Origin of the sequence: Mesorhizobium sp. L48C026A00 (assembly GCF_000502375.1) — a bacterium.
Taxonomy (GTDB): Bacteria; Pseudomonadota; Alphaproteobacteria; order Rhizobiales; family Rhizobiaceae; genus Mesorhizobium; species Mesorhizobium muleiense.
The window spans coordinates 48,193-69,041 of record NZ_AYWU01000020.1; the positions used below are offsets into that span (position 1 = coordinate 48,193).

The following is a 20,849-nucleotide window of genomic DNA, read 5'->3' on the forward strand; positions in this document are numbered from 1 at the left end:
GAGGGTGACGCGCCGGACGGGCGTCGCCCTCCGCAAGGCGAATAACCCGTAGCGAATCTCCAAAGGGAGAGACTGCCATGAACCTGCTCACCAAGACGCTTGCCGTGGTCGCAGCGTATATTGTGTTCACCACCGGTGCTTCCGGGCAAAGCACGGTTGTTCCCGTCGACAACGAACCCTCGCCCGAGTTGACGGTGGAGCCGCCGCTTCCGGGTCCGTTGGCCGGGGGCGTGGTGTTCATCCCGTACCGGGTGGAGAACTTGCGCATCCTGCCTGTGGGTGGGCCGGCCGCGCGCAACGTATCTCCGCGGGTCGGGCACCTGCACCTCACCGTGGACGACCTGCCCTGGGCGTGGGCGGACTACGGTCAAAGCGACACCATCATCCTGGTGGGCATGCCGCGCGGCCAGCACAAGGTTCTGATCGAAGTGGTGGACGCCGAAGGTAACGTCTTCACCAAGCAAACGGTGACATTCCACTCGCCGGGCAAGGAGATTCAGCCATGAAGCTCCACACATTGGCGGCTGCGCTGGCATTCGGACTCTGCATCCTTTCTGCCCTGAGCCAAGCCAATGCGGCCGAAGATCGCTCGATCCGACCTTTCAAAGTTCAGGTGCCGCAAGCGGCGCTCGAGGAGCTTCGCCGGCGCATCGCGGAAACACGGTGGCCGGATCGCGAGACGGTCGATGACCAGTCGCAGGGCATACAGTTGGCCAAGCTGAAGCCGCTCGTCGAGTATTGGGGCACCGGCTACGACTGGCGAAAGGCCGAGGCCAAGCTCAACACCCTGCCTCAATTCATGACAACGATCGACGGCGTGGACATTCACTTCATTCACGTCCGCTCGAAGCGTCCCAATGCTTTGCCGCTGATCATGACGCATGGCTGGCCCGGGTCGGTGTTCGAACTGCTCAAGACCGTGGGCCCGCTGACGGATCCCACAGCTCATGGCGGACGGGCGGAGGACGCGTTCGATCTCGTCCTGCCTTCGATGCCGGGATATGGCTTCTCCGGCAAGCCGACAGAGACGGGTTGGGGACCTGATCGCATCGCGCAAACCTGGGCGGAGCTGATGAAACGCCTGGGTTACACCCGCTACGTCGCACAGGGTGGCGACTGGGGCTCCCCCGTCTCCAGCGCGATGGCGCGCCAGGCGCCGACAGGTCTGCTCGGCATTCATATTAACTTGCCGGCGGTGGTGCCGCCCGAGATTGCCGCGGTGCTCGCCGTCGGCGGGCCAGCGCCAACGGGACTCACGGATAAGGAACGCGCAGCGTTTGACGCGCTCAGCGCTGCAGCCAAGATGGGGAACAGATCCTACGCTACGATGATGGGCACCCGGCCGCAGACGATCGGCTACGCCATCAATGACTCTCCCACAGGCCTCGCGGCGTGGATGCTCGGACATCCGGGCTTCTCACGCTGGACATACGACAACAGCGATCCCGAGAAGTCCCCGGACGAGGTGCTGGACGACATTACTCAGTACTGGCTGAGCGACAGCGCGACCTCAGCAGGGCGGCTGTACTGGGAGTACGGTGGACGCAGCGTTGTTTTTGCGGCCGTGGAGCGGACCCTCGAGATCGCGCTGCCGGTGGCCATCACGGTGTTTCCGGGGGAGAGCTATCGCGCGCCGGAGACATGGGCCCGGCGCGCCTATCCAAACCTGATTTACTTTCATGAGGTCGACAAGGGCGGTCATTTCGCCGCCTGGGAGCAGCCCGAACTGTTTTCCGCTGAGTTGCGTGCGGCGTTCCGACCGCTCCGACAAGATTTCTGAGGCGCGTACCAGGCCCCAGCCCGGACGCGTTCAACGCTTAACAGGTTAAACCTAAGGAGATCGACATGAGCAGCACCACTCTGACGCATAGCGAAAAACCGATCGAAACTCCCGGAACGCGGACGCTCGACATGAAGCTCGAGGCCGTGGTTATCCCAGTTTCGGACGCAGCACGCTCCAAGCAGTTTTACGAAGGCCTGGGCTGGAGGCTCGACGGCGACTTCGTCGTCGGCGACACGTTCCGGGCGATGCAGTTCACGCCTCCGGGCTCGCCGGCCTCGATCCATTTCGGCACCGGCATCACGCCGGCCGCGCCCGGCTCTGCAAGCGGGCTTTTCCTCGTCGTGTCGGATATTGACGCCGCGCGCGCCGAACTCATTGGCCACGGCGTCGAGGTGAGCGAAGTGTTCCACCGGGCCGGTCCGGGCAAACCAGCGCTCAGCGGCAGGCATCCGGAGCGGCAGAGCTATTCCTCTTACGCAACCTTCAAGGATCCAGACGGCAACGAGTGGCTGCTGCAGGAGGTCACCACCCGGCTCCCTGGCCGGGTCGATTCCAATACGACGGACTATGCTTCGGTAGCGGACCTTGCGGCCGCAATGTGGCGCGCGGCGTTAGCCCACGGCGAGCACGAGAAGCGCAACGGCGGCCAGCGCGACGAGAACTGGCCCGACTGGTACGCCGAGTACATGGTTGCGGAGCAAGCCGGCAAGCCGCTGCCACTTTGAGAAGTTCGGCGCGCGCGTTGTGCCCGCTCCTGTGCGCGCGCGATATTTCGATCATACCCAGAGGCGTCATGATGAAAACTATCAGGTTGTTGGTAGCCGCGGTACTCGCGATGGCAATCGGCGCATCGATTGCAGGTTTTCTGGGAGATACGAATATGACGCGGCCCATTACCTCCAAACAGGCAGAGGTTCCGTTCCTTCACGGGCTTTCCACCGGCGCTGTTGCGGGTCAATCCGCGCTTGCTTCTCTCGAGCGTGCGGACGAGTGGATCAATTCACCGCCGCTCTCGGCGTCCGTTTTGCAGGGAAAGGTCGTCCTCATAGATTTCTGGACCTACACCTGCATCAACTGGCTTCGAGCACAACCCTATGTCCGAGCGTGGGAGGAGAAGTATCGCGATCAAGGTTTGGTGGTGATCGGCGTCCATTCACCGGAGTTCTCGTTTGAGAAAGACCTGAACAATGTACGTCGCGCCGCGAAGGATTTGGGAGTTGATTATCCGATCGCCGTCGACAGCGATCATGCCATATGGCGTGCCTTTAACAACCACTATTGGCCAGCGCTGTATTTCATCGATCCACAAGGGCATGTTCGGCATCATCATTTTGGCGAAGGCTCATACGAACAATCGGAAAAGATCATCCAGGAGTTGCTTGCCGAGGCTGGAGCCGGCGGGTTCGACAGTAGGCCCCTGTCGGTAGATGTCCGCGGTATCGAAGCGGCGGCCGATTGGGACAACCTCAAGTCTCCAGAAAATTATCTCGGCCACGCACGCACCCGGAACTTTGCGTCCAGCGGCGAACTGGTCTTGGACGAGCCGGGCAGCTACGAAGTGCCGGAACGGCTACGCGTGAATGAATGGGGGCTATCTGGGGATTGGACGGTAAGGCAGGAGAACGCCGTACTCAATAAGTCCAATGGAAAGCTCGCGTATCGTTTTCACGCACGTGATCTTCATCTCGTCATGGGGCCGGCAGCGACGGGAACTTCCGTGAGATTTCGGGTGCTGATCGACGGACAGCCGCCAGGCGCTGCTCACGGAATTGACATTGACGAAAAAGGCGAAGGCACGGTGACGGAGCAGCGCCTGTACCAACTGATCCGCCAACCGCATCCCATCGTCGATCGCCAGTTCGAGATCGAGTTTCTCGACTCGGATGTGGAGGTCTTCGCGTTCACGTTCGGCTGATTGCCTGCACAACGATAGAGGTTTCCCAAATGCATTCGCTCAATATCCCGGATGGGATCGACCAAGATCGCCGCCGATTCTTAGGCACCGCCGCGATGGCTGTCGCAGCCACTCAGCTCGGTCTGGTCGCTCCGGCAGCAGCACAGCAGGCAACCGAAGAGCCAGCAACACCTTTCGGGCCATTGAATCAGATCGACGCCGGCGTGCTGAGCGTCGGCTATGCCGAGGCCGGTCCCACCGATGGTCCTGCAGTCATTCTCCTGCACGGATGGCCATACGACATCCACACCTATGTCGATGTCGCGCCCTTGCTTGCGTCGAAGGGATACCGCGCGATCGTGCCATATCTGCGCGGTCATGGCACGACGCGCTTTCTTTCAAGTGAGACGGTCCGCAACGGCCAGCAATCGGCGATCGCGCTCGACATCATCGCCTTGATGGATGCTCTGAAGATCGGGAAGGCAACCATCGGCGGTTGTGACTGGGGCGCGCGGACTGCCTGCATTGTCGCGGCGCTGTGGCCGGAGCGATGTAAGGCTCTGGTTTCCGTGAGCGGTTATCTGATCGGCAGCCAGGAGGCCAACAGGATGCCGCTGCCGCCGAAGGCGGAGCTGCAATGGTGGTACCAGTATTATTTCGCAACCGATCGCGGCCAGGCCGGTTACGAGAAATACACGCGCGATTTCGCGAAACTCATCTGGCAGATCGCTTCGCCGAAATGGACCTTCGACAACTCGACCTTCGACCGCAGCGCTGCTGCGTTCGACAATCCGGATCATGTGGCGATCGTGATCCACAATTACCGCTGGCGGCTCGGGCTGGCTGAAGGCGAGCTAGAGTTTAAAGAGCTTGAGCGGCGGCTCGCACAAAGTCCCATAATCACCGTGCCCACGATCACACTCGAGGGCGACGCCAACGGCGCGCCTCATCCGGAGCCCAGTGCCTATGCAAAGAAGTTCTCAGGCAAGTATCAGCATCGGCTGATCGAGGGGAATATCGGTCACAATTTGCCGCAGGAAGCACCGCAGGCCTTTGCTCAGGCAGTGATCGACGTCGAGGGTTTTTGAACGAGGCAAGGCCAAGAGCCGCGAACAAGGGGGACCCATGACAAGGCTTGCAAGACTGTCGCCAAACAGGAATTTTCGCGGTGACCTTTCTCGCCGATCGTTCGATCGGGTTACTGGCAAAAAAGGCGGCTATCACGTGGCTGGAAGAACGCGGTCTGGGCCAAGGCCGTGTGCAATACCGGCTACGCGATTGGTTGTTTTCGAGGCAGCGGTACTGGGGCGAGCCCTTTCCGATCCTCCACCGGGCAGATGGCGCAATTGTCCCGCTCCCCGAAGACTCCCTTCCGCTGCTGCCACCTGAGCTTGATGAGTACAAGCCAACGGAGAAAGGCGACCCACCTTTGGCAAGAGCCGAAGACTGGGTGCATACAACCGATCCGCACAGCAAGCTGCCGGCTATGAGAGAGACCAACACGATGCCACAATGGGCGGGATCATGTTGGTACTACCTTCGGTTTGCTGATCCCAAAAATGATCACGCGCTGATCGACCCTGAAAAAGAGAAATATTGGCTACCCGTCGATCTCTACATTGGCGGAGCCGAACACGCTGTACTGCACCTGCTGTACGCCCGCTTTTGGCATAAGGTGCTGTTCGACATTGGCGTCGTCTCAACCAAAGAGCCGTTTCAGAAACTCTTCAACCAAGGCATGATTCTCGCCGTATCCTACCGAGATCGCGCCGGAAAATATTACCGTCCCGACGAAGTCATTGAACGTGATGGTCAATGGCTTGCTGATCAAACCTCGGTGACGCAGCAGATCGAGAAAATGTCGAAGTCGAGATTCAATGTCGTGAATCCCGATGAGGTGATCGATGCCTATGGTGCCGACCCCATGCGGCTCTACGAGATGTTCATGGGACCGCTCGATGTCGCCAAGCCTTGGCAAATGTCAGGTGTGGTTGGCGTAAGTCGTTTTCTCAACAGGGCGTGGCGTATCGTCGTGGACGATGAGGACGCATTGAACGCTCAAGTGGGCGACACCGACCCAACTCCGGAGATCCTGCGCCTCCATCACAAGACCGTCCGATGCGTTACGGAAGATATCGAGGCTCTCCGATTTAACACAGCGATCGCCAGGCTTATGGAGATGTCGAACGCATTGATTTCGCTCGAGCATAAGCCTCGTGTTGTGGTCGAAACGTTCGTGCTGCTGCTCGCGCCCTTCGCACCGCATGTGGCGGAAGAACTCTGGAGGCTCCTGGGACACGAAGCGTCACTTGCGTATGCACAGTGGCCGTCATTCGATCCAGTATTGGCGGAGGACGAACTTCGTGAGTATGCCGTTCAGGTCAATGGAAAGCTCCGTCATAGAGTGCTCGCAGATGCCGGCCTGTCCGCTACCAGTCTCCTTGAAACAATCAAGGCTGACGCGCGCGTGACCGAACTGCTTCAGGGGAAACACATAGCGAAGGAAGTCGCCGTGCCTGGCCGCCTCGTCAACTTCGTCGTCGTGGAATGATTGTCGCGACAAACCGGAAGGGCCGCAGTCTATACCCTACCAGCGCGAGGGGCGGCATCAAGTTCGCTTCGTTGCGATTCCTTGCTCGCAAAATGGCTACGCAATTCTTCGACGAGGACACGAGCATTCTCCGAATAGTCGATCGGGACGTCTACCAGATGGACGCCGCCTTCCTTGAAAGCCATCTCCAGCGTTGGAACGAGATCCTCGGCAGCGCCGACGCGGGAACCGCTAGCACCATAGGACTGAGCGTAACGGACGAAGTCGGGATTTCCGAATGTGAGTCCAAAGTCGGGAAATCCATCAACCGCTTGCTTCCAGCGGATCATGCCGTAAGCAGAATCGTTCAGGATCATCACCACTAGATTCAGCTTCAGGCGAACAGCCGTTTCTAGTTCCTGAGAGTTCATCATGAAGCCGCCGTCCCCGCACACGGCCATCACGCGGCGTTCCGGATACAGAAGCGACGCCATGATCGCGGACGGCAGTCCTGCCCCCATGGTCGCCAGCGCGTTGTCGAGAAGCAACGTGTTTGCGTGATGGGTGCGGTAGTTGCGGGCGAACCAAATCTTGTACATGCCGTTGTCCAGGCAGACTATGCCGTTCTCAGGCATAACCGTTCTGACATCATGCACGATGCGCTGCGGCGTGATCGGGAAACGATCCTCCTGACTACGATCATTGATCGAGGCGAGAATGGTCGGCCGAAGCGCTATGATCGAAGTGTCGGCACTGAGCTTGCCATCGAGCCGATCGGCTAAGGCAGTCACCGTCGCGCCGATATCGCCAACCACTTCGGCGTCGGGGTGGAACACCCGTTCGACTGTCGCGGACGTAAACCCGATATGGATGACTTTCGGACCGCCCTCGTCGCGCATGAGGAATGGCGGCTTTTCAACCGTGTCGTGTCCGATGGCGATGATCAGGTCCGAAATTTCGATCGCGTCATGGACGTAATCGCGCTCGGAAAGTGCTGCCGTTCCGACATAGAGGTTCGAGCCGCCGTCGACTGCTCCCTTGCCCATCTGCGTGTTAAAGAACGGGATGCGCATCCGCCGCACGAACTCCGAGAGCGGCGCAACCAGGCGGGGGCGATTTCCAGCCGCGCCGATCACGATCAGTGGACGCTTGGCCGCCACTATCATATCCGCCGCACGATAAATCGCGTCCGGATGGGCGACGGGATGTTCAAGCGGATGCACCGGAACGGGTGGAACGAACGGGATCTGCTCGCCAGCGACATCCTCGGGGAGCTCCAGATGAACGGGCCCTGGACGCTCTTCCGCCGCAACCCTGAAAGCATCGCGAACCACGGTCGGAATGCTGCGCGGGCTGACAATTTGCCGCGTCATCTTGGTCAGCGGCCGCATCGACCCGATCACGTCGACGATCTGAAAACGGGCCTGCTTGGCTGTAAGTATTGGCTTCTGCCCAGTGATCATAATCATGGGCATGGCGCCAAGATGGGCGTAGGCGGCGGCAGTCGAAAAGTTGAGCGCGCCGGGCCCGAGCGTCGAAATGCACACGCCTGGCCGCCCTGTCAGGCGTCCATGTGTGGCTGCCATGAAACCGGCGGCCTGTTCGTGTCGGGTGAGGATCAATTCGATATGCGACGTGCGCAGCGACTCCAGGACATCGAGGTTCTCTTCGCCGGGCACACCGAAGACCCGATCCACGCCTTCGTTCTCGAGGGCAGCGACGAGGAGGTCAGATCCCTTTTTCAATTCCAGCGTCCTCGTGCTTGAAGCGTTACCTAAGTGAACGGATCGATCCGGATACGACAGGAACAATATATGGCACTCGCACTATATCAATGGCGGCCGGGCTGGTTCGGCAGGATCGCGTCACGGCCTTGGTGCGGGAGTCATTGCCTCGATACGCATCACCGTCTGCGGTCCATCGAAGCCCTTGTATTCGACCTCGGCCGCGAGCCTCGGCGCAACGGTCCGCCGGGAGATGGCTAGGCACGTAGTTACCCACTGGGCGTAGGCCTCGATGAAATTGGTGAGAAATTTGCGGGTCCTCTCGTTTGCCAGCGCGCCACTCGCATCAAAAATTTCGTCTGCGCGGCCCAAATAGGCTTCAGGTTGCTGCATGACCGGCACATTGAGGAAAACGAACGTCAGGCGGAGATGGTGATTAGCGCCAAACCCGCCTATTGCGCCCGGTGAAACCGTGATTACACCTCCCGGTTTTCCGTCCCAAACGCTTGCGCCTTCTGGACGGGAGCCCACGTCAATCGCGTTCTTGAGCACTCCCGGGACGGACCGGTTGTACTCCGGCGTCACGAACAAGATAGCATCTGACGCTTTGATCCGTTCCCGGAACGCCTGCCACTCCCGCGGCGCGTTCTCGTCGAGATCTTCATTGTAGAGCGGCAGATCACCGATGCCGACAATCTCCAGGCTGAGGTCATTGGGTCCCGTGCGGACAAGCAGCTCGGCTACCTTCCGATTGAGCGAGTTGGCGCGGAGGCTTCCTACCAGAACAGCGACCTTATGGGGCATGGTTGATCTCCTTCTCAATAGCAAGTTGCGGATGTGGCTAGACAGAGCGACTTTCCGCGGAGACAAATCTATTGCACCATGGTGTCGGCGATACTTTTGGATTGGTTTGGTGCGGTGAGCAGTCGATCCCGCTCATCAACATAGATACGAGCCGCAATGTGTTAGCAGGGTCTGGAGCATGGGTGCTCGCATGCGGGAGGATCGCATGACCGCTATATGCAACTCGACACGGCCGATGCATATGCGCGCTCTCCACGTTCGGCCTTAAAGGTGCGTACCGGTTGTGTGCGAATCCTTGGATTTGCTGATCCGCTCCGCAGGCTAGCAGCCGAACGCGTGCCAGGTCGCGCAGGAAGTCCCCGCGCTTTTCCGAGGTGTCTGGTCCTGGGCGTCAACCCTCTCGATCTCTAACGTGATGGCGGCCACGATCGCCGAGTTACCGGCCTTGGCCATCCCGCCCGGCGGTTCGGTACTTTGGAGATGTGCACCTAATGATCGGCCTCCTTATCGATGCGGGAGAGTTGGAAGTATTGAAGCGGGTCTGCTCAACCAGTCCGTCTTTGAGGGAAATCTCGGCGTCGTAGAGCGCTGCCGTGATGCGGAAGATGATCGAGCCATGGATGGGCCCGGGGACTGTAACGGGGTTGACAACAAGTTCACAATCGACTGCGCCGACACCCGCGTGCTCGAAACTCGCCGTCATTGGGTCACTTCGACTTACGCAACCTGCATCATCTAAGTCGCGAAGACGAACGGGATTGCGCTCCCACAGCTTCACGTAGCTGATGCGGCACGCTGGTCGTGCACACTGATGCCAAAGTATTGGCGACACCATCGTGCAATAGATTTGCCTCCTCACTTGCATGACTCTGTGCATGGCATCCGACCATGCAGACGTGCTCAGTGGAAAGGAAAATCGCGTCATGACACTCTTGTCTCTCATCACGCAGCTTCTATCAGCGTTTCGCGAATTCGTCGCACCTCGCTACCGGCCGGAGTGCCACTACATGCGCGGCCCCGGACCAGCCTACGAGCGCCGCATGGTCCCGGTCGACGCGAGGCGCGCAATGCCGAGACCGCGCGGCCGATGACGACGCGGTGCCTCGGCGACGAGCACCGTTTGTACCTGCAAGAGCCCAACTTCCACCTCGCGTTGTCAACCGCTGCGCAGCCGGAGAGCGTCCGAACGCTAATTAGGTCAGCGATATTACGATGAAATCTGCACACGACGTCCCGATCCTCGTCCAGCCGGCCATGGTCCTTGCTCCCGAAGGAGACACCCCGGTCGAAGCATTCAATGTCATGGCTTGCCTGACTGAGATTGAGCTTCTGGTCAAAAACATCTGGGAGCCCAAGATCCGTTTCGATCTGCAGGCCAGCACGGACATGCCGGTCGTGACATGGTGTCGTGCAAGCCTGCAAAGCGCTATCATGCACTTGCTATTCAATGCGCGCGACGCAATGCCGGACGGCGGCGTGATCTCGATTGTCGCTGCTCCCCGATATCAGGGGCGCGTCGCGACGGGGATTGAGGTGCGTGTAACCGACAACGGCCTCGGCATGACGAGCAATACGCTGCTCCATGCCATCGATCCTTTTTTCACTACGAAGACGACCGGGTTGGGCGGCCTAGGCTTGCCTATGGTCATGTGTTTCGCCCAGGAGGCAGGAGGACGCCTCCACATCGAAAGCGAACCAGGCGTCGGCACGATCGTGACGTTGTGGTTGCCTATTCACAGGTTAGAAACCGCTTCAGTGGGGGACCGCGCGTCTGATCTCCGGACCGTTCTGACGGCCGCCACGACGAGCTGTCTCCGACCGGTCACCTCGGGCCCAAATGCCTTAGATTGAGGAGTTCCCGCTGTGACGACGCCGAACGTACTGACACCAAGCAAGGTTCTGTTTCTTCTCACCGGCCTTGCAGGATCGCTGCTCATCAGCCTGTCGGCCCAGCTGCCCTCGGCCAATATTGCCGACATCCAGGGAGGCCTATTTTCCACGCCAGACGAGGCATCCTGGATCTTGACGGTCTACATCATGGCCAGTTTCGCCGGGATCGTCACCTCCGGCCCACTCATCAGGTTCCTCAGCATCGGCCGATATCTCACGGTGAGCGCAAGCACCTTCACGATCACGGCGTTGGCCTGCGCCACAGCCCCCAATATCGGAGTGATGATCGCGACGCGGACAATCCAGGGTTTCGTGGCCGGCGGGTTCGGTCCGGCCGCCTTCGTCGCCGTCTTCATGGTCACGGGCGGGCCGCGACTTCCGTTCGGCGTGACCCTGCTCGCCTTCGTGCTTCTGTTCCCCGGCTCGATAGGACCAGTCCTTGTCGAAGACAGCCTTGGCTGGCAGATGCTGTTCCTGATCCAGGCTGGTTTCGGCGCGACGTTGGCGCTCGCGGCCTGGGCCTGGGTGCCGCGTCAGCCTGATCCGGATTGGTCCGCCCTTAAGACTGATTGGATCGCCGTGGTCCTGCTCTCGCTCGCCCTCGCGACGCTGATGCTTATCCTCAGTCAAGGCACGCGGCGATTCTGGTTCGAGAGCGAAATCATTGTTTGGTGCGGGGCGGCTTGCATCGCCGCGTGGGCTGGATTCCTGTTCCTGGTGCGGTTTTCACCAATGCCGATCATACAACCCCGGCTTCTTGCGACGCGCAATTTCGGCATCCCGATCGCCCTCAATCTGGTGTTTCGCGTCGGCCTGGTCGTGACCGCTTATCTCGTGCCGCAGTTCCTCGCAGTCGTGCAAGGCTATCAGCCGCTGGAACTCGCTGAACTGTTCTTATGGGCTGCGATCCCGCAGCTTCTCGCAATTCCGCTGGTCTGGTGGCTCATGCATTGTTTTGACATGCGGGTGGTCATGGCGCTCGGCCTGGCGTTCTGCGCTGTCGGTACGGCCTTGGCTGTTGGTGGCACCGGCCTCTATGCCGCCGAGCAGTTCCGCCCCACCCTTGTCGTCTTTGCGATAGGTCAATTGCTGTTCCTGGGACCAGTCTTGGTCATTGGCACGAGCTCTCTGAAGCCCGCGGACCTTCCGACTGCCTCCGTTGTTTTCAACATAGCGACGCTCGGTGGCACGACCCTCGGGATCGGCCTGGTATCCCATTTCGTAACCGAGCGAGAAAAGTTTCACTCGAGCGTCATTACCGAGAAGGTGTCACTCTACAACGCGCTCGATGCTGATCGTCTGGAGACCCTCGCGGGAGGGTTGGCAAGCCGGCTGGTCGACGACAACGGCACGACGGCCCGAGCGGTCGCGCTCTTGGCATCCATTGCACGGCGCGAGGCCTGGGTCCTGGCTTTCAATGACGGCTTCCTTCTGATCGTTGGCGTGTTGCTGATCGGAGCGATCGGGATTGTCGCCATCGGCAGGTCGCCACCTTTGCGGCCGCTTAGCGTCGCCATGGGAGAAATACCATGAAGCTATTGAGCGCTGGCCTGAGCAGTCTTCTCGTAGCCGGGATGGTATTCGTCGCCGCCTCCACTTCGATGGCTCCAGGGCGATGGTTCACAAGTCTGCTTTCGACCACGACCGACAATGCTTACGTGCGTGGCGATGTTACGTCTATTAGTCCCAGGATCAGCGGTTACATCACGGAAGTGGCCATACGTGACAATCAGGCGGTGAAAGCCGGGGACATCCTGTTCCGGATTGATGACGGCGACTACCGTGCCCGGGTTGACCAAGCTGCCGCCGGAGTTGCCATGCAGCGCGCGCTACTGGCCAATCTGACCAGCCGGATCGATTTGCAGCACGCTACTATTGAACAGACACTGGCGGCATTACAGGGCGCCGAAGCCGATGCCACCCGCGCCGCGCGCAACTTTCGGCGCACTCAACAACTGAACAAGGGCGGCTGGGCTTCGCAGTCTATAAGCGATCAGACGGAAGCGGACCATCTCCGGGCGCGTGCCAAGATCGCTGAAGCGCAGGCAAATCTGGCCGCCGCTCGGCAGCAGATGCATGTGCTAGAGACCCAGCGCCCGCAGCTTGAGGCCGATATCGCCGCAGCTGCGGCGGCTCTTACGCTGGCAGAAATCGAACTCGAAAGTACCGTCGTGCAGTCGCCCGCGGACGGCTGGGTCGGCGAACGCGAGGCCAGAGTTGGGCAGTATGTCCGCGCGGGCACTCTGCTGGTCGCGGTCGTGCCTCGAAACTTCTGGGTTGTAGCCAATTTCAAGGAGACGCAGATCCCGGCGCTGCGGATCGGCGACAGTATTGCAATCTCAATCGACGCGATCCCCGGGAGAGAGTTCAGGGGGCGGGTCGAGAGCTTCTCACCAGCCAGCGGAGCACAATTTGCGCTCCTACCACCGGACAACGCGACCGGCAATTTCACCCGAATTGTTCAGCGCATTCCAGTCAAGATCACTTTTGACGCGGGGCAGCCGGACCTTGATCATCTGCGGCCCGGTATGTCAGCGGTGGTGGCTCTGTCACTAGGCAACCATCCCGGAGTACAGAATCGAACCTCGGCGGCGCAAATCGATGATCCCGAAAGCTCAGGCAGCTCCGTGCGACCTGGCAATCCACGATGACGAATTGTGGTCGAGAAAGAGGATATCAAGGCCTTCGCTGCCAAATTCGATCCGCAGCCTTTCCATCTGGATGAAGCGGCGGCGCATGAAACGATCTTCGGCGGATTGGCGGCGAGCGGCTGGCATACCGCGGCCATGACAATGCGTCTCCTGGTAGACAGCGAAATCAAGCCGGCGGGCGGGATCGTGGGTGCTGGGTTCGACGAATTCCGCTGGCCGCGTCCGGTGCGACCCGGGGACGAACTGCGTCTTGAGAGCGAGGTTCTCGATGCGCGACCGTCGCAGTCGCGCCCTCGCCAGGGTCTAATCAAAGTGCGCACGACCACGCTGAACCAGATCAATGAACCCGTGCAGATCATGATCGCCAGTTTGGTCGTGTTGCGCCGGCCAGAAGAGATCGCGAATTGCTATCTGGCAACGAGGGTTCGCTCGCTGCGCAAACAATCCAAAGGTATTGCCAACACCATTGTATAATAGTTTTTCCTGCGCTGGCAGTCGATCCTTGTGGCGCATTCGAACAGATCGGGTGGACACAGAAGGCGACATGTCAGTCCGAATCCAGATCGCCATCGCGCCCAGGAACGCGGTTCAGTTCATGGCCGAGGATTCAAGGATCTCCACCACGCGATGGTCATGGCTCGCGACGTCGTATTTGCTCGATAGCGGAGAGCGCGCATGTGCGTCTGCGTAACGCCGCGGCACATCGCCAATCGTAGATGAGGAGAGACATCATGGCCTTTATCATTAAAGTCAATGGTCAGACGCATAGCGTAGATGTCGACGACGACACTCCTCTGTTGTGGGTACTGCGCGACGTGCTTGGCATGACCGGCACCAAATTCGGCTGCGGCCTGGCGCTCTGCGGCGCGTGTACGGTGCATGTCGACGGCGTCGCCACCCGTTCCTGCATCACGCCGATCGACAGTATTGGCGAGGCCCGGATCACCACCATCGAGGCGATCGGCGCGACGGCGGAGGGCGCAAAGATCCAGAAGGCCTGGCTCGATCGAGAGGTCGTTCAGTGCGGCTACTGCCAGTCCGGCCAGATCATGTCTGCTGCGGAACTCCTCGCTTCCAACCCCAATCCAACCGATGCCGATATCGACGATGCGATGTCCGGCAACATTTGCCGTTGCGGGACCTACGTCCGCATTCGCGAGGCCATCAAGCAGGCCGCGGCGAGCTGAGAGGGAGGTAGCCATGATAATCGACCAACAGACGTCTCAAGCCTCCGTCCGGGATGAACTGCCATCGGTAAATACTCTCTCCCGACGCAGCTTTCTCCGGGCCAGCGCTGCTGCGGGCGGAGGTCTCATGCTGGGTTTCAGCCTGCCGTTCGCTACCGGCGAAGCCGAAGCGGCCGCCGGCGATGTTTTCGCGCCGAACGCCTTCGTACGCATCGGCAGTGATGGCAAGATCTCCCTGATCATGCCTTACGTCGAAATGGGTCAAGGCACCTACACGGCGATCCCGATGCTGATCGCTGAAGAGCTGGAGGTGGACCTCAAACAAGTGCAGCTGCAGCACGCTCCGCCCGATGAAAAGCTCTACATGAACCCATTGCTGGGAATTCAGGCGACGGGAAACTCGAACGCGATCCGCGGGGCATGGGAGCCGCTGCGCCAGGCCGGTGCGGCCGCTAGGACCATGCTCGTGGCCGCGGCTGCGGACCGCTGGAAAGTCGATCCGGCGACCTGCCGCGCCGAAAGCGGCGAAGTGGTTCACGCGGCGACCGGGAGACGTCTTGGCTATGGAGAACTCGCCGCCGATGCGGCCCGCATGCCGGTTCCCCCAAGCATCGAGCTCAAGCGACCTGAAGATTTCAGGCTGATCGGCACCCCGGTGAAGCGTCTCGACACGCCCGCGAAAGTAAACGGAACAGCGGTCTTCGGCATTGATGTTCGCCCGCCCGGAGTGAAGGTCGCGACTCTTGCGCAGTCGCCGGTGTTCGGCGGCCGCGTGAAGAGCATCGATGATGCCGCCGCAAGCGTCGTCAATGGCGTGCGTCAGATCGTGAGGCTCGATGATGCCGTCGCCGTGGTTGCTGACCACATGGGCGCCGCCAAAAAGGGCCTTGAGGCGCTGGTGATCGAATGGGACGACGGGCCGCACGCCGGGCTCACCACCGAAGCGATTGCCGCCGAGCTCGAACAGGCGTCGCTCAAGTCGGGAGCCGTTGCGGAAAACATTGGCGACGTCGACCGGGGGATGGCGGAGGCCGTCACCAAAGTCGACGCAATCTACCAGCTTCCGTTCCTCGCGCACGCGACGATGGAACCGATGAACTGTACCGTCCACGTGCGCAAGGACGGCTGCGAAATCTGGGTCGGCACCCAGGCGCTCGCGCGGGCTCAGGCAACCGCGGCGCAGACTGCGGGCCTCCCGCTGGACAAGGTTGTCGTGCACAATCACCTGATCGGCGGCGGTTTCGGCCGCAGGCTCGAGGCAGACTGGGTCGCTCGCGCTGTCGAGATCGCCAAACACGTCGACGGTCCCGTCAAGGTCGTGTGGACGCGCGAAGAAGACATCCAGCACGACATGTATCGGCCCATGTTCGCCCACCGGATGTCGGCCGGCCTCGACGGCAATGGAATGCCGGTCGCCTGGAACAACCACTATGCCGGCTCGTCGGTCATCGCGAGATACCTGCCGCCAGCGTTCAACAATGGTCTCGATCCAGACACGACCGAAGGTGCCATCGATCTCGTCTACAATCTCCCGAATCTGCGCGTCGAATACGTGCAGGTGGAGCCGCCTGGCATTCCGACCGCGTTCTGGCGCAGCGTCGGACCGTCGCGCAATGTCTTCGTGACCGAAAGCTTCATGGACGAGCTGGCGGTGGCGGCGAAACAGGACCCGGTCGCATACAGGCTCGCGCTGCTCGACAAGACGCCCCGAGCAAGGGCCGTACTCGAGCTTGCCGCCGACAAGGCGGGCTGGGGAGAGAAGCAGCCGCCACGGGTCGGCCGGGGGGTCTCGGTACAGAACGCATTTGCAACTTACATGGCACTGATTGCCGAGGTCGAAGTGGCGAAGGATGGCGCAGTGCGCGTTCGGCGCGTCGTCTGCGCGGTCGACTGCGGCACCGTCGTTAATCCCGACACCGTCGAGGCCCAGATTCAGGGCGCGATCATGTTCGGCATCACCGCGGCGCTTTACGGCGAGATCACGCTCAGGAACGGTCGTGTCGAGCAGACCAATTTCGACAGCTACCAGATCCTGCGCATGAACGAGGCGCCGGCTGTCGAGGTGCACATCGTTCAGAGCTCCGAAGCGCCTGGCGGCATGGGCGAGGCAGGAACTTCATGCATTGTCCCCGCCGTCGCCAATGCGATCTTCGCGGCCACGGGTAGGCGCCTGCGAACGCTACCCGTCGACACCACCGCTTTGAAGCAGCCGGCATGAACGGAAACACGGCATGATCGACATCAGCAATTGCGATTCTTTCGTTCATCGTGACTTAAGCACGTCGTCAAAGTTTAACTTTAGGTGCCAAGTAGAGACCGGAAAGGAGTATCGCCATGGTCACACGCGGTTTTATCGGTAGGCCGGGCAATACCGATCAGGCTACCCGTCTTCCGCCTGGTCAACATGTCGTCACAGACTTTCCAGTCTTGTCAGCAGGGCCGACGCCCCGGATCAGAACCGAGGATTGGACATTCACCCTCAAAGTCGGACCACGCATTGTGACGAAATGGAACTGGGCTGAGTTTCATGCTCTGCCGCAGACCAAAATGACGCGGGACATCCATTGCGTGACGACCTGGTCGAAGTTCAACACCTTTTGGGAAGGTGTACTGATCGACGATCTTCTGGCCGCGGCCAATCTTGAGGCGCCGACCGCCTACACGCTCGCGCATTCTTATGAAGGCTACTCCACCAACGTGCCATCAGCCGACCTCCTTGTTGGCAAGGCGATGGTGGCAACCAAGTACGCCGGCCAACCCCTTGCGGCCGAGCATGGCGGACCGGCGCGGCTGCTTGTGCCGCATCTCTATTTCTGGAAATCCGCGAAATGGGTGAATGCGCTGCAGTTCACCGAGCGCGATGAACTCGGTTTCTGGGAATTGCGCGGCTACCATCGCTACGGCGACCCTTGGCGCGAACAGCGCTACACAAACGATTGACGCGCCGATGCACTGGCAAAGCGCTATCATCACGCGGATCGAGAAGCTGTCGCCGCGCGTGAAAAGCTTCTTCTTTCGCCTTCCGGAGCCCATTTCGTTCCGGCCCGGTCAGCATCTTGTGCTACGGCTGACCGCACTAGACGGTTATCGCGCCCAACGCAGCTACTCGATCGCTTCCGCGCCCGGGCCTGGTAAGGCCGAAGAGCTCGAACTCACGATTGAAAGATTCGACGACGGCGAGGTCTCACCATTCATGCATGACGCCGCGCAGGTGGACGATGAAATCGAGCTGGGCGGCCCGATCGGTGGACACTTCAACTGGAGCCCTGAGGATGGCGGCCCCGTGCTTTTCATTGGCGGCGGCTCAGGCGTGGTGCCCTTCATGTCGATGCTGCGCCACCGGGCAGCGATCGGGTCGAGGGTTCCAGTTGCTCTGGTTTCTCAGCGCGATTGCGTGAGGATTTGCTGTTCTTCGACGAACTATCGGAATTGGCTGCCTTCGACGATGGCTTTAGCCTGATGGTGACGCTGACGCGGGAGGCCGTCGCGCACTCATTCCGGGCTGGACGCATCGATGCCGCTTTCATCGCGGGCGTTGTCTCGGCCATGAAGATGCCGCTGCGCCATGTGCTGATTTGTGGTTCAGATCCGTTCGTGGAGACGGCGGCCGAAGGAACGATCGCGGCCGGAATAGATTCGGCCTTGATCAAGACTGAACGCTACGGGAGTTGACCGGGCGGTCCCAAAACTCCTTCGAATCTCGTGCAAGAAATAGCGAGTCCGCCGAAGTCGGCCCTCTAGAAATTGGACGTGCCCGAGCGGCAGGCGGACCGTCCGGATGGATTCCGACGGAAAACTCAAGCTCCAGGCACTGCCCGGTTTCTCAACCGATACCGGGTATTCGCCAAGCCGGCCGCGCCGGTGGGAGTGAGCACTCCAACGTACAACAGACTCACCAGGCTTTCTTCGGGATTGGCCTCGGCGCTGCCGCCAGTGCAAGGGCCTTCAAGGTCAGCATGGAGGAGGCGCCGACGGCCAGGCCTCTGGTGAGGCGGAGGATCTCGCGTCGGCTGTAGTTCATGGTTTACGCGAGGTTGATTTACGCTGTGGCTGCAGTCGATCTTGGCGGCGATCACGAGCGAACCTGGCGCCGCTCAGGCGGCGATCGCCTCGTCGACCGACTATGCGATCAGGTTCGCCTAGAACAGAGGGTCCGGCCCAAACCCACGAAGCCACCTCGAACGAGCTCGCAGTCTTGGGAGGCGCGCAGGCTCTTCCCGCGTTCCTCTGTTGCCTGGAAGCCCAGCCAGAGCCGTCACTGAGTCCCCACGGCGAGAACGATTTTTCCGTGCGGCGGAGGACGCCGGCCCTCCAAAATGTAGTGAGCCTCGCGGGCGTCCGCGAGCGGCAGGACGGCGCCTACCCGTGTTCTCAGATTGCCGCGGTTGATCAGCTCGGTGAGTTCTGTCAGGTGCCTGGTTGTGACTTTGACCAGGAAGAAGGTCGCATCGACGCCGCGATTCTTTGCAAGCTCCTGATCGGGTTGGGACACGGCCGAAATCAGCTTGCCGCCGTGGCGCAGGACCTGGAACGAGCGGTTCTGCGTATCGCCGCCGACGAGATCGAGGACTGCGTCCACATCCCGGGCCGCGTCCTCGAAGCGCTCGGTCTGAAAATCGACCACCGTGTCTGCCCCAAGCTCGCGCACAAACGCAACTTTGTCGGTCGCTGCCGTTGTGATGGTCCGAATGCCGGCACGGCGGGCGAGTTGCACCGCGTACGCCCCAACGTTGCCTGCGCCTCCGTGTATGAGCACGGTCTGGCCTGCTGTGAGCTGCGCCTCGTCGAACAGTCCCTGCCAGGCGGTTACCGCGATCACAGGAACTGAGGCCGCTTCAACGTGCGTGAGAGTGGTCGGCTTGTGGGCAATCATGCTCACCGAAGCCAGCGCATATTCGGCGTAAGCGCCAATGAAGCGCGGATTAGTGACGCCATAAACCTGATCGCCGACGCGCAGGCCGGTGACGCCCGGCCCGACGGTCTCGATCTCTCCTGACAGGTCGGAACCCAGCGTGAGGGGAAGCGGTTGCGGAAGCACGCTCCTTCCGCCTCTGATCCAGCCATCCCACGGCCCTACCCCGGCGGCATGGACTTTGACGAGGACTTCTCCGGGGCCCGGACTGGGCACGGGAACGCGATCGAACTGCATCATTTCCGGAGGGCCGAACTCATGTATGCGCCAAGCCTTCATAGACGTGCCGACTTGGCCCCGGGCTTCTTCATGAGAGATGCTGATTGTCGTCATCGGATGCTCCTTGCATCTGTCGTGTCTTGGCAGATCTCACGCACCATCAGCTGCGGCCAGCGGCGTGGCGCGGAAGCTGATCGCCAGGCGGTTGAAGGCGTTCATCAGGCCGATCGCGATCGTCAAATCAGCGAGTTCCTTTTCGCCGAACGTAGCGCGAGCCTCGGCATAGGCCTCCTCGGGCACATGCGTGTCGCTGACCCGAGTGAGCACTTCGGCCCACTTCAGTGCCGCCTTCTCCTGGCTGCTGAACAGGCGCCCGGCCTCATCCCAGGCCGGGACGAGCACGAGCTTCTCGACCGGCACGCCCGCCTTGAGCAGGTCGCGGCTGTGCATGTCGATGCAGTAGGCGCAGCCATTGATCTGCGAGATGCGAAGATAGACAAGTTCGATCAGGGCTGCCGGCAATCCGCTCTGGGCAACATAGCCGTAGACGGCGCCGAGAGCCTTCATGCCACCCGGAGCGGCGGCCGCATAGTTCATGCGCTGGGGCATGGTGGCGGTCCTTACTGCTGCTGCGGGATGGTCAGTGTGTCTGTGGGATCGGTGATAAAGACGGCGAGCAAGCTTGCCGGTTCGGTGGCGCTGGCGTTCTCACTCACCCTGTGGTGCGAGCCAGGGTTCTCGTAGAAGCCCTCGCCGACCTGGTAGACTTTGGCGGGTTCGCCATCGACCTGGCTGCGAATAGCGCCAGAAAGTACATGGGCGTAGATGAAAGCGGACTTGGTATGGAAATGGGGCGCCGACTTGCCGCCGGGCGGGTAGATCACCTCAACAGCGATCAGGCTCTTGCCTGGGATGTTCGGGATGGCGCGCTCGAAGACAGGCCTCACCGTCTCATCGAAACCCTGCGCTCCTATTTTCTGGGAGACAGGAATCACCGTCTTGTGCTCCGGCCCGTTGGCGTACAGGGTTGTACTGGCGAGTGCGACTGCGATGCCCGCTGCGCCGATGAAACCCGTTAACTTGATCATTCTCATTGTTTTGTCCTCATGTTGGGATCAGGGTTGCGGCGATCTTGCAGCCAGCATGGGCGCAAAGCAGACGCAAGATTGAGTAAAACGACTGTAGCATCAGTCGGACTGGCAATAGCTGACGGCCGGCTACTCGGCTCGTCCAAGCGTTGCAGTCCGCCTCTTCC

Annotated in this window: 20 protein-coding genes and 1 pseudogene; 16 read left to right on the top strand and 5 right to left on the bottom strand. The window is 60.6% G+C overall.

All coding sequences use genetic code 11. The features are described 5' to 3' along the window. Nucleotides 1–77 precede the first annotated feature (77 nt). The 6 genes and pseudogenes from X738_RS69360 to X738_RS69385 all read left to right on the top strand — a co-directional run. A complete protein-coding gene (locus X738_RS69360) occupies nt 78–506 on the top strand; it encodes a DUF6130 family protein (RefSeq protein WP_023801681.1) in 429 nt (142 codons plus the stop codon). Then, nucleotides 503–1,780, top strand: a complete 1,278-nt coding sequence (locus X738_RS69365; protein ID WP_023801682.1) for an epoxide hydrolase family protein — start codon at nt 503–505, stop codon at nt 1,778–1,780. Before X738_RS69360 ends, X738_RS69365 begins: the two co-directional genes overlap by 4 nt. Before the next feature lie 65 nt (nt 1,781–1,845). Next, nucleotides 1,846–2,508: a VOC family protein gene (locus X738_RS69370; RefSeq protein ID WP_023801683.1), complete on the top strand. Its 663-nt coding sequence runs from the start codon at nt 1,846–1,848 to the stop codon at nt 2,506–2,508. A gap of 68 nt (nt 2,509–2,576) precedes the next feature. Then, nucleotides 2,577–3,698 (top strand): thioredoxin family protein, encoded by a 1,122-nt coding sequence (locus X738_RS69375; RefSeq protein WP_051407897.1) that lies wholly within the window; start codon nt 2,577–2,579, stop codon nt 3,696–3,698. 29 nt (nt 3,699–3,727) lie between these two features. Further along, nucleotides 3,728–4,765, top strand: coding sequence for an alpha/beta fold hydrolase (locus X738_RS69380; protein ID WP_023801685.1), 1,038 nt, complete (start codon nt 3,728–3,730; stop codon nt 4,763–4,765). 116 nt (nt 4,766–4,881) lie between these two features. Continuing rightward, nucleotides 4,882–6,228 (top strand): annotated as a pseudogene (locus X738_RS69385) (class I tRNA ligase family protein); the annotation flags it as partial. A gap of 29 nt (nt 6,229–6,257) precedes the next feature. Here the strand turns inward: X738_RS69385 and X738_RS69390 are convergent. After that, nucleotides 6,258–7,952, bottom strand: coding sequence for an acetolactate synthase large subunit (locus tag X738_RS69390; RefSeq protein ID WP_023801687.1), 1,695 nt, complete (start codon nt 7,950–7,952; stop codon nt 6,258–6,260). Nucleotides 7,953–8,072: 120 nt separating this feature from the next. Then, nucleotides 8,073–8,735, bottom strand: a complete 663-nt coding sequence (locus X738_RS69395) for an NADPH-dependent FMN reductase (protein WP_023801688.1) — start codon at nt 8,733–8,735, stop codon at nt 8,073–8,075. A gap of 923 nt (nt 8,736–9,658) precedes the next feature. On the opposite strand from X738_RS69395, the gene X738_RS86260 reads away from it, so the two are divergent. The 10 genes from X738_RS86260 (at nt 9,659) to X738_RS88770 (ending at nt 18,135) form a co-directional block, all read left to right on the top strand. After that, nucleotides 9,659–9,826: a hypothetical protein gene (locus tag X738_RS86260; RefSeq protein ID WP_198032864.1), complete on the top strand. Its 168-nt coding sequence runs from the start codon at nt 9,659–9,661 to the stop codon at nt 9,824–9,826. A 121-nt stretch (nt 9,827–9,947) separates the two neighbouring features. Further along, nucleotides 9,948–10,586 carry a sensor histidine kinase gene (locus X738_RS0142860; protein ID WP_023801690.1) on the top strand — a complete coding sequence of 213 codons (639 nt, stop codon included), beginning with the start codon at nt 9,948–9,950 and terminating at the stop codon, nt 10,584–10,586. A 12-nt stretch (nt 10,587–10,598) separates the two neighbouring features. Beyond that, nucleotides 10,599–12,158 carry an MFS transporter gene (locus X738_RS69410; RefSeq protein ID WP_023801691.1) on the top strand — a complete coding sequence of 520 codons (1,560 nt, stop codon included), beginning with the start codon at nt 10,599–10,601 and terminating at the stop codon, nt 12,156–12,158. After that, entirely contained in the window at nt 12,155–13,276 is a 1,122-nt protein-coding gene (locus X738_RS69415; protein ID WP_023801692.1) for an HlyD family secretion protein, read from the top strand. The genes X738_RS69410 and X738_RS69415 overlap by 4 nt, the downstream gene beginning before the upstream one ends. A 6-nt stretch (nt 13,277–13,282) precedes the next feature. After that, nucleotides 13,283–13,750: a MaoC family dehydratase gene (locus tag X738_RS85080; protein ID WP_023801693.1), complete on the top strand. Its 468-nt coding sequence runs from the start codon at nt 13,283–13,285 to the stop codon at nt 13,748–13,750. Between the two features lie 257 nt (nt 13,751–14,007). Beyond that, nucleotides 14,008–14,463: a (2Fe-2S)-binding protein gene (locus X738_RS69425; RefSeq protein ID WP_023801694.1), complete on the top strand. Its 456-nt coding sequence runs from the start codon at nt 14,008–14,010 to the stop codon at nt 14,461–14,463. A 13-nt stretch (nt 14,464–14,476) separates the two neighbouring features. Next, nucleotides 14,477–16,681 (top strand): xanthine dehydrogenase family protein molybdopterin-binding subunit, encoded by a 2,205-nt coding sequence (locus X738_RS69430; protein ID WP_031255888.1) that lies wholly within the window; start codon nt 14,477–14,479, stop codon nt 16,679–16,681. Nucleotides 16,682–16,797: 116 nt separating this feature from the next. Beyond that, nucleotides 16,798–17,403, top strand: coding sequence for a sulfite oxidase-like oxidoreductase (locus X738_RS0142870; RefSeq protein WP_031255890.1), 606 nt, complete (start codon nt 16,798–16,800; stop codon nt 17,401–17,403). A gap of 7 nt (nt 17,404–17,410) precedes the next feature. Continuing rightward, entirely contained in the window at nt 17,411–17,923 is a 513-nt protein-coding gene (locus X738_RS69435; RefSeq protein ID WP_023801697.1) for an FAD-binding oxidoreductase, read from the top strand. After that, on the top strand, nt 17,893–18,135 hold the full coding sequence (locus X738_RS88770; protein ID WP_306454979.1) for a hypothetical protein: 243 nt from the start codon (nt 17,893–17,895) through the stop codon (nt 18,133–18,135). The genes X738_RS69435 and X738_RS88770 overlap by 31 nt, the downstream gene beginning before the upstream one ends. Before the next feature lie 583 nt (nt 18,136–18,718). On the opposite strand, the gene X738_RS69440 is transcribed toward X738_RS88770, so the two are convergent. From X738_RS69440 to X738_RS69450, 3 genes are read right to left on the bottom strand one after another with little or no spacing between them, the layout of a single operon-like run. After that, entirely contained in the window at nt 18,719–19,708 is a 990-nt protein-coding gene (locus X738_RS69440; RefSeq protein WP_373420453.1) for an NADP-dependent oxidoreductase, read from the bottom strand. Between the two features lie 36 nt (nt 19,709–19,744). Then, nucleotides 19,745–20,203 carry a carboxymuconolactone decarboxylase family protein gene (locus tag X738_RS69445; RefSeq protein WP_031255892.1) on the bottom strand — a complete coding sequence of 153 codons (459 nt, stop codon included), beginning with the start codon at nt 20,201–20,203 and terminating at the stop codon, nt 19,745–19,747. An 11-nt stretch (nt 20,204–20,214) separates the two neighbouring features. Then, on the bottom strand, nt 20,215–20,688 hold the full coding sequence (locus tag X738_RS69450; protein WP_023801702.1) for a cupin domain-containing protein: 474 nt from the start codon (nt 20,686–20,688) through the stop codon (nt 20,215–20,217). Between the last annotated feature and the right edge of the window lie 161 nt (nt 20,689–20,849).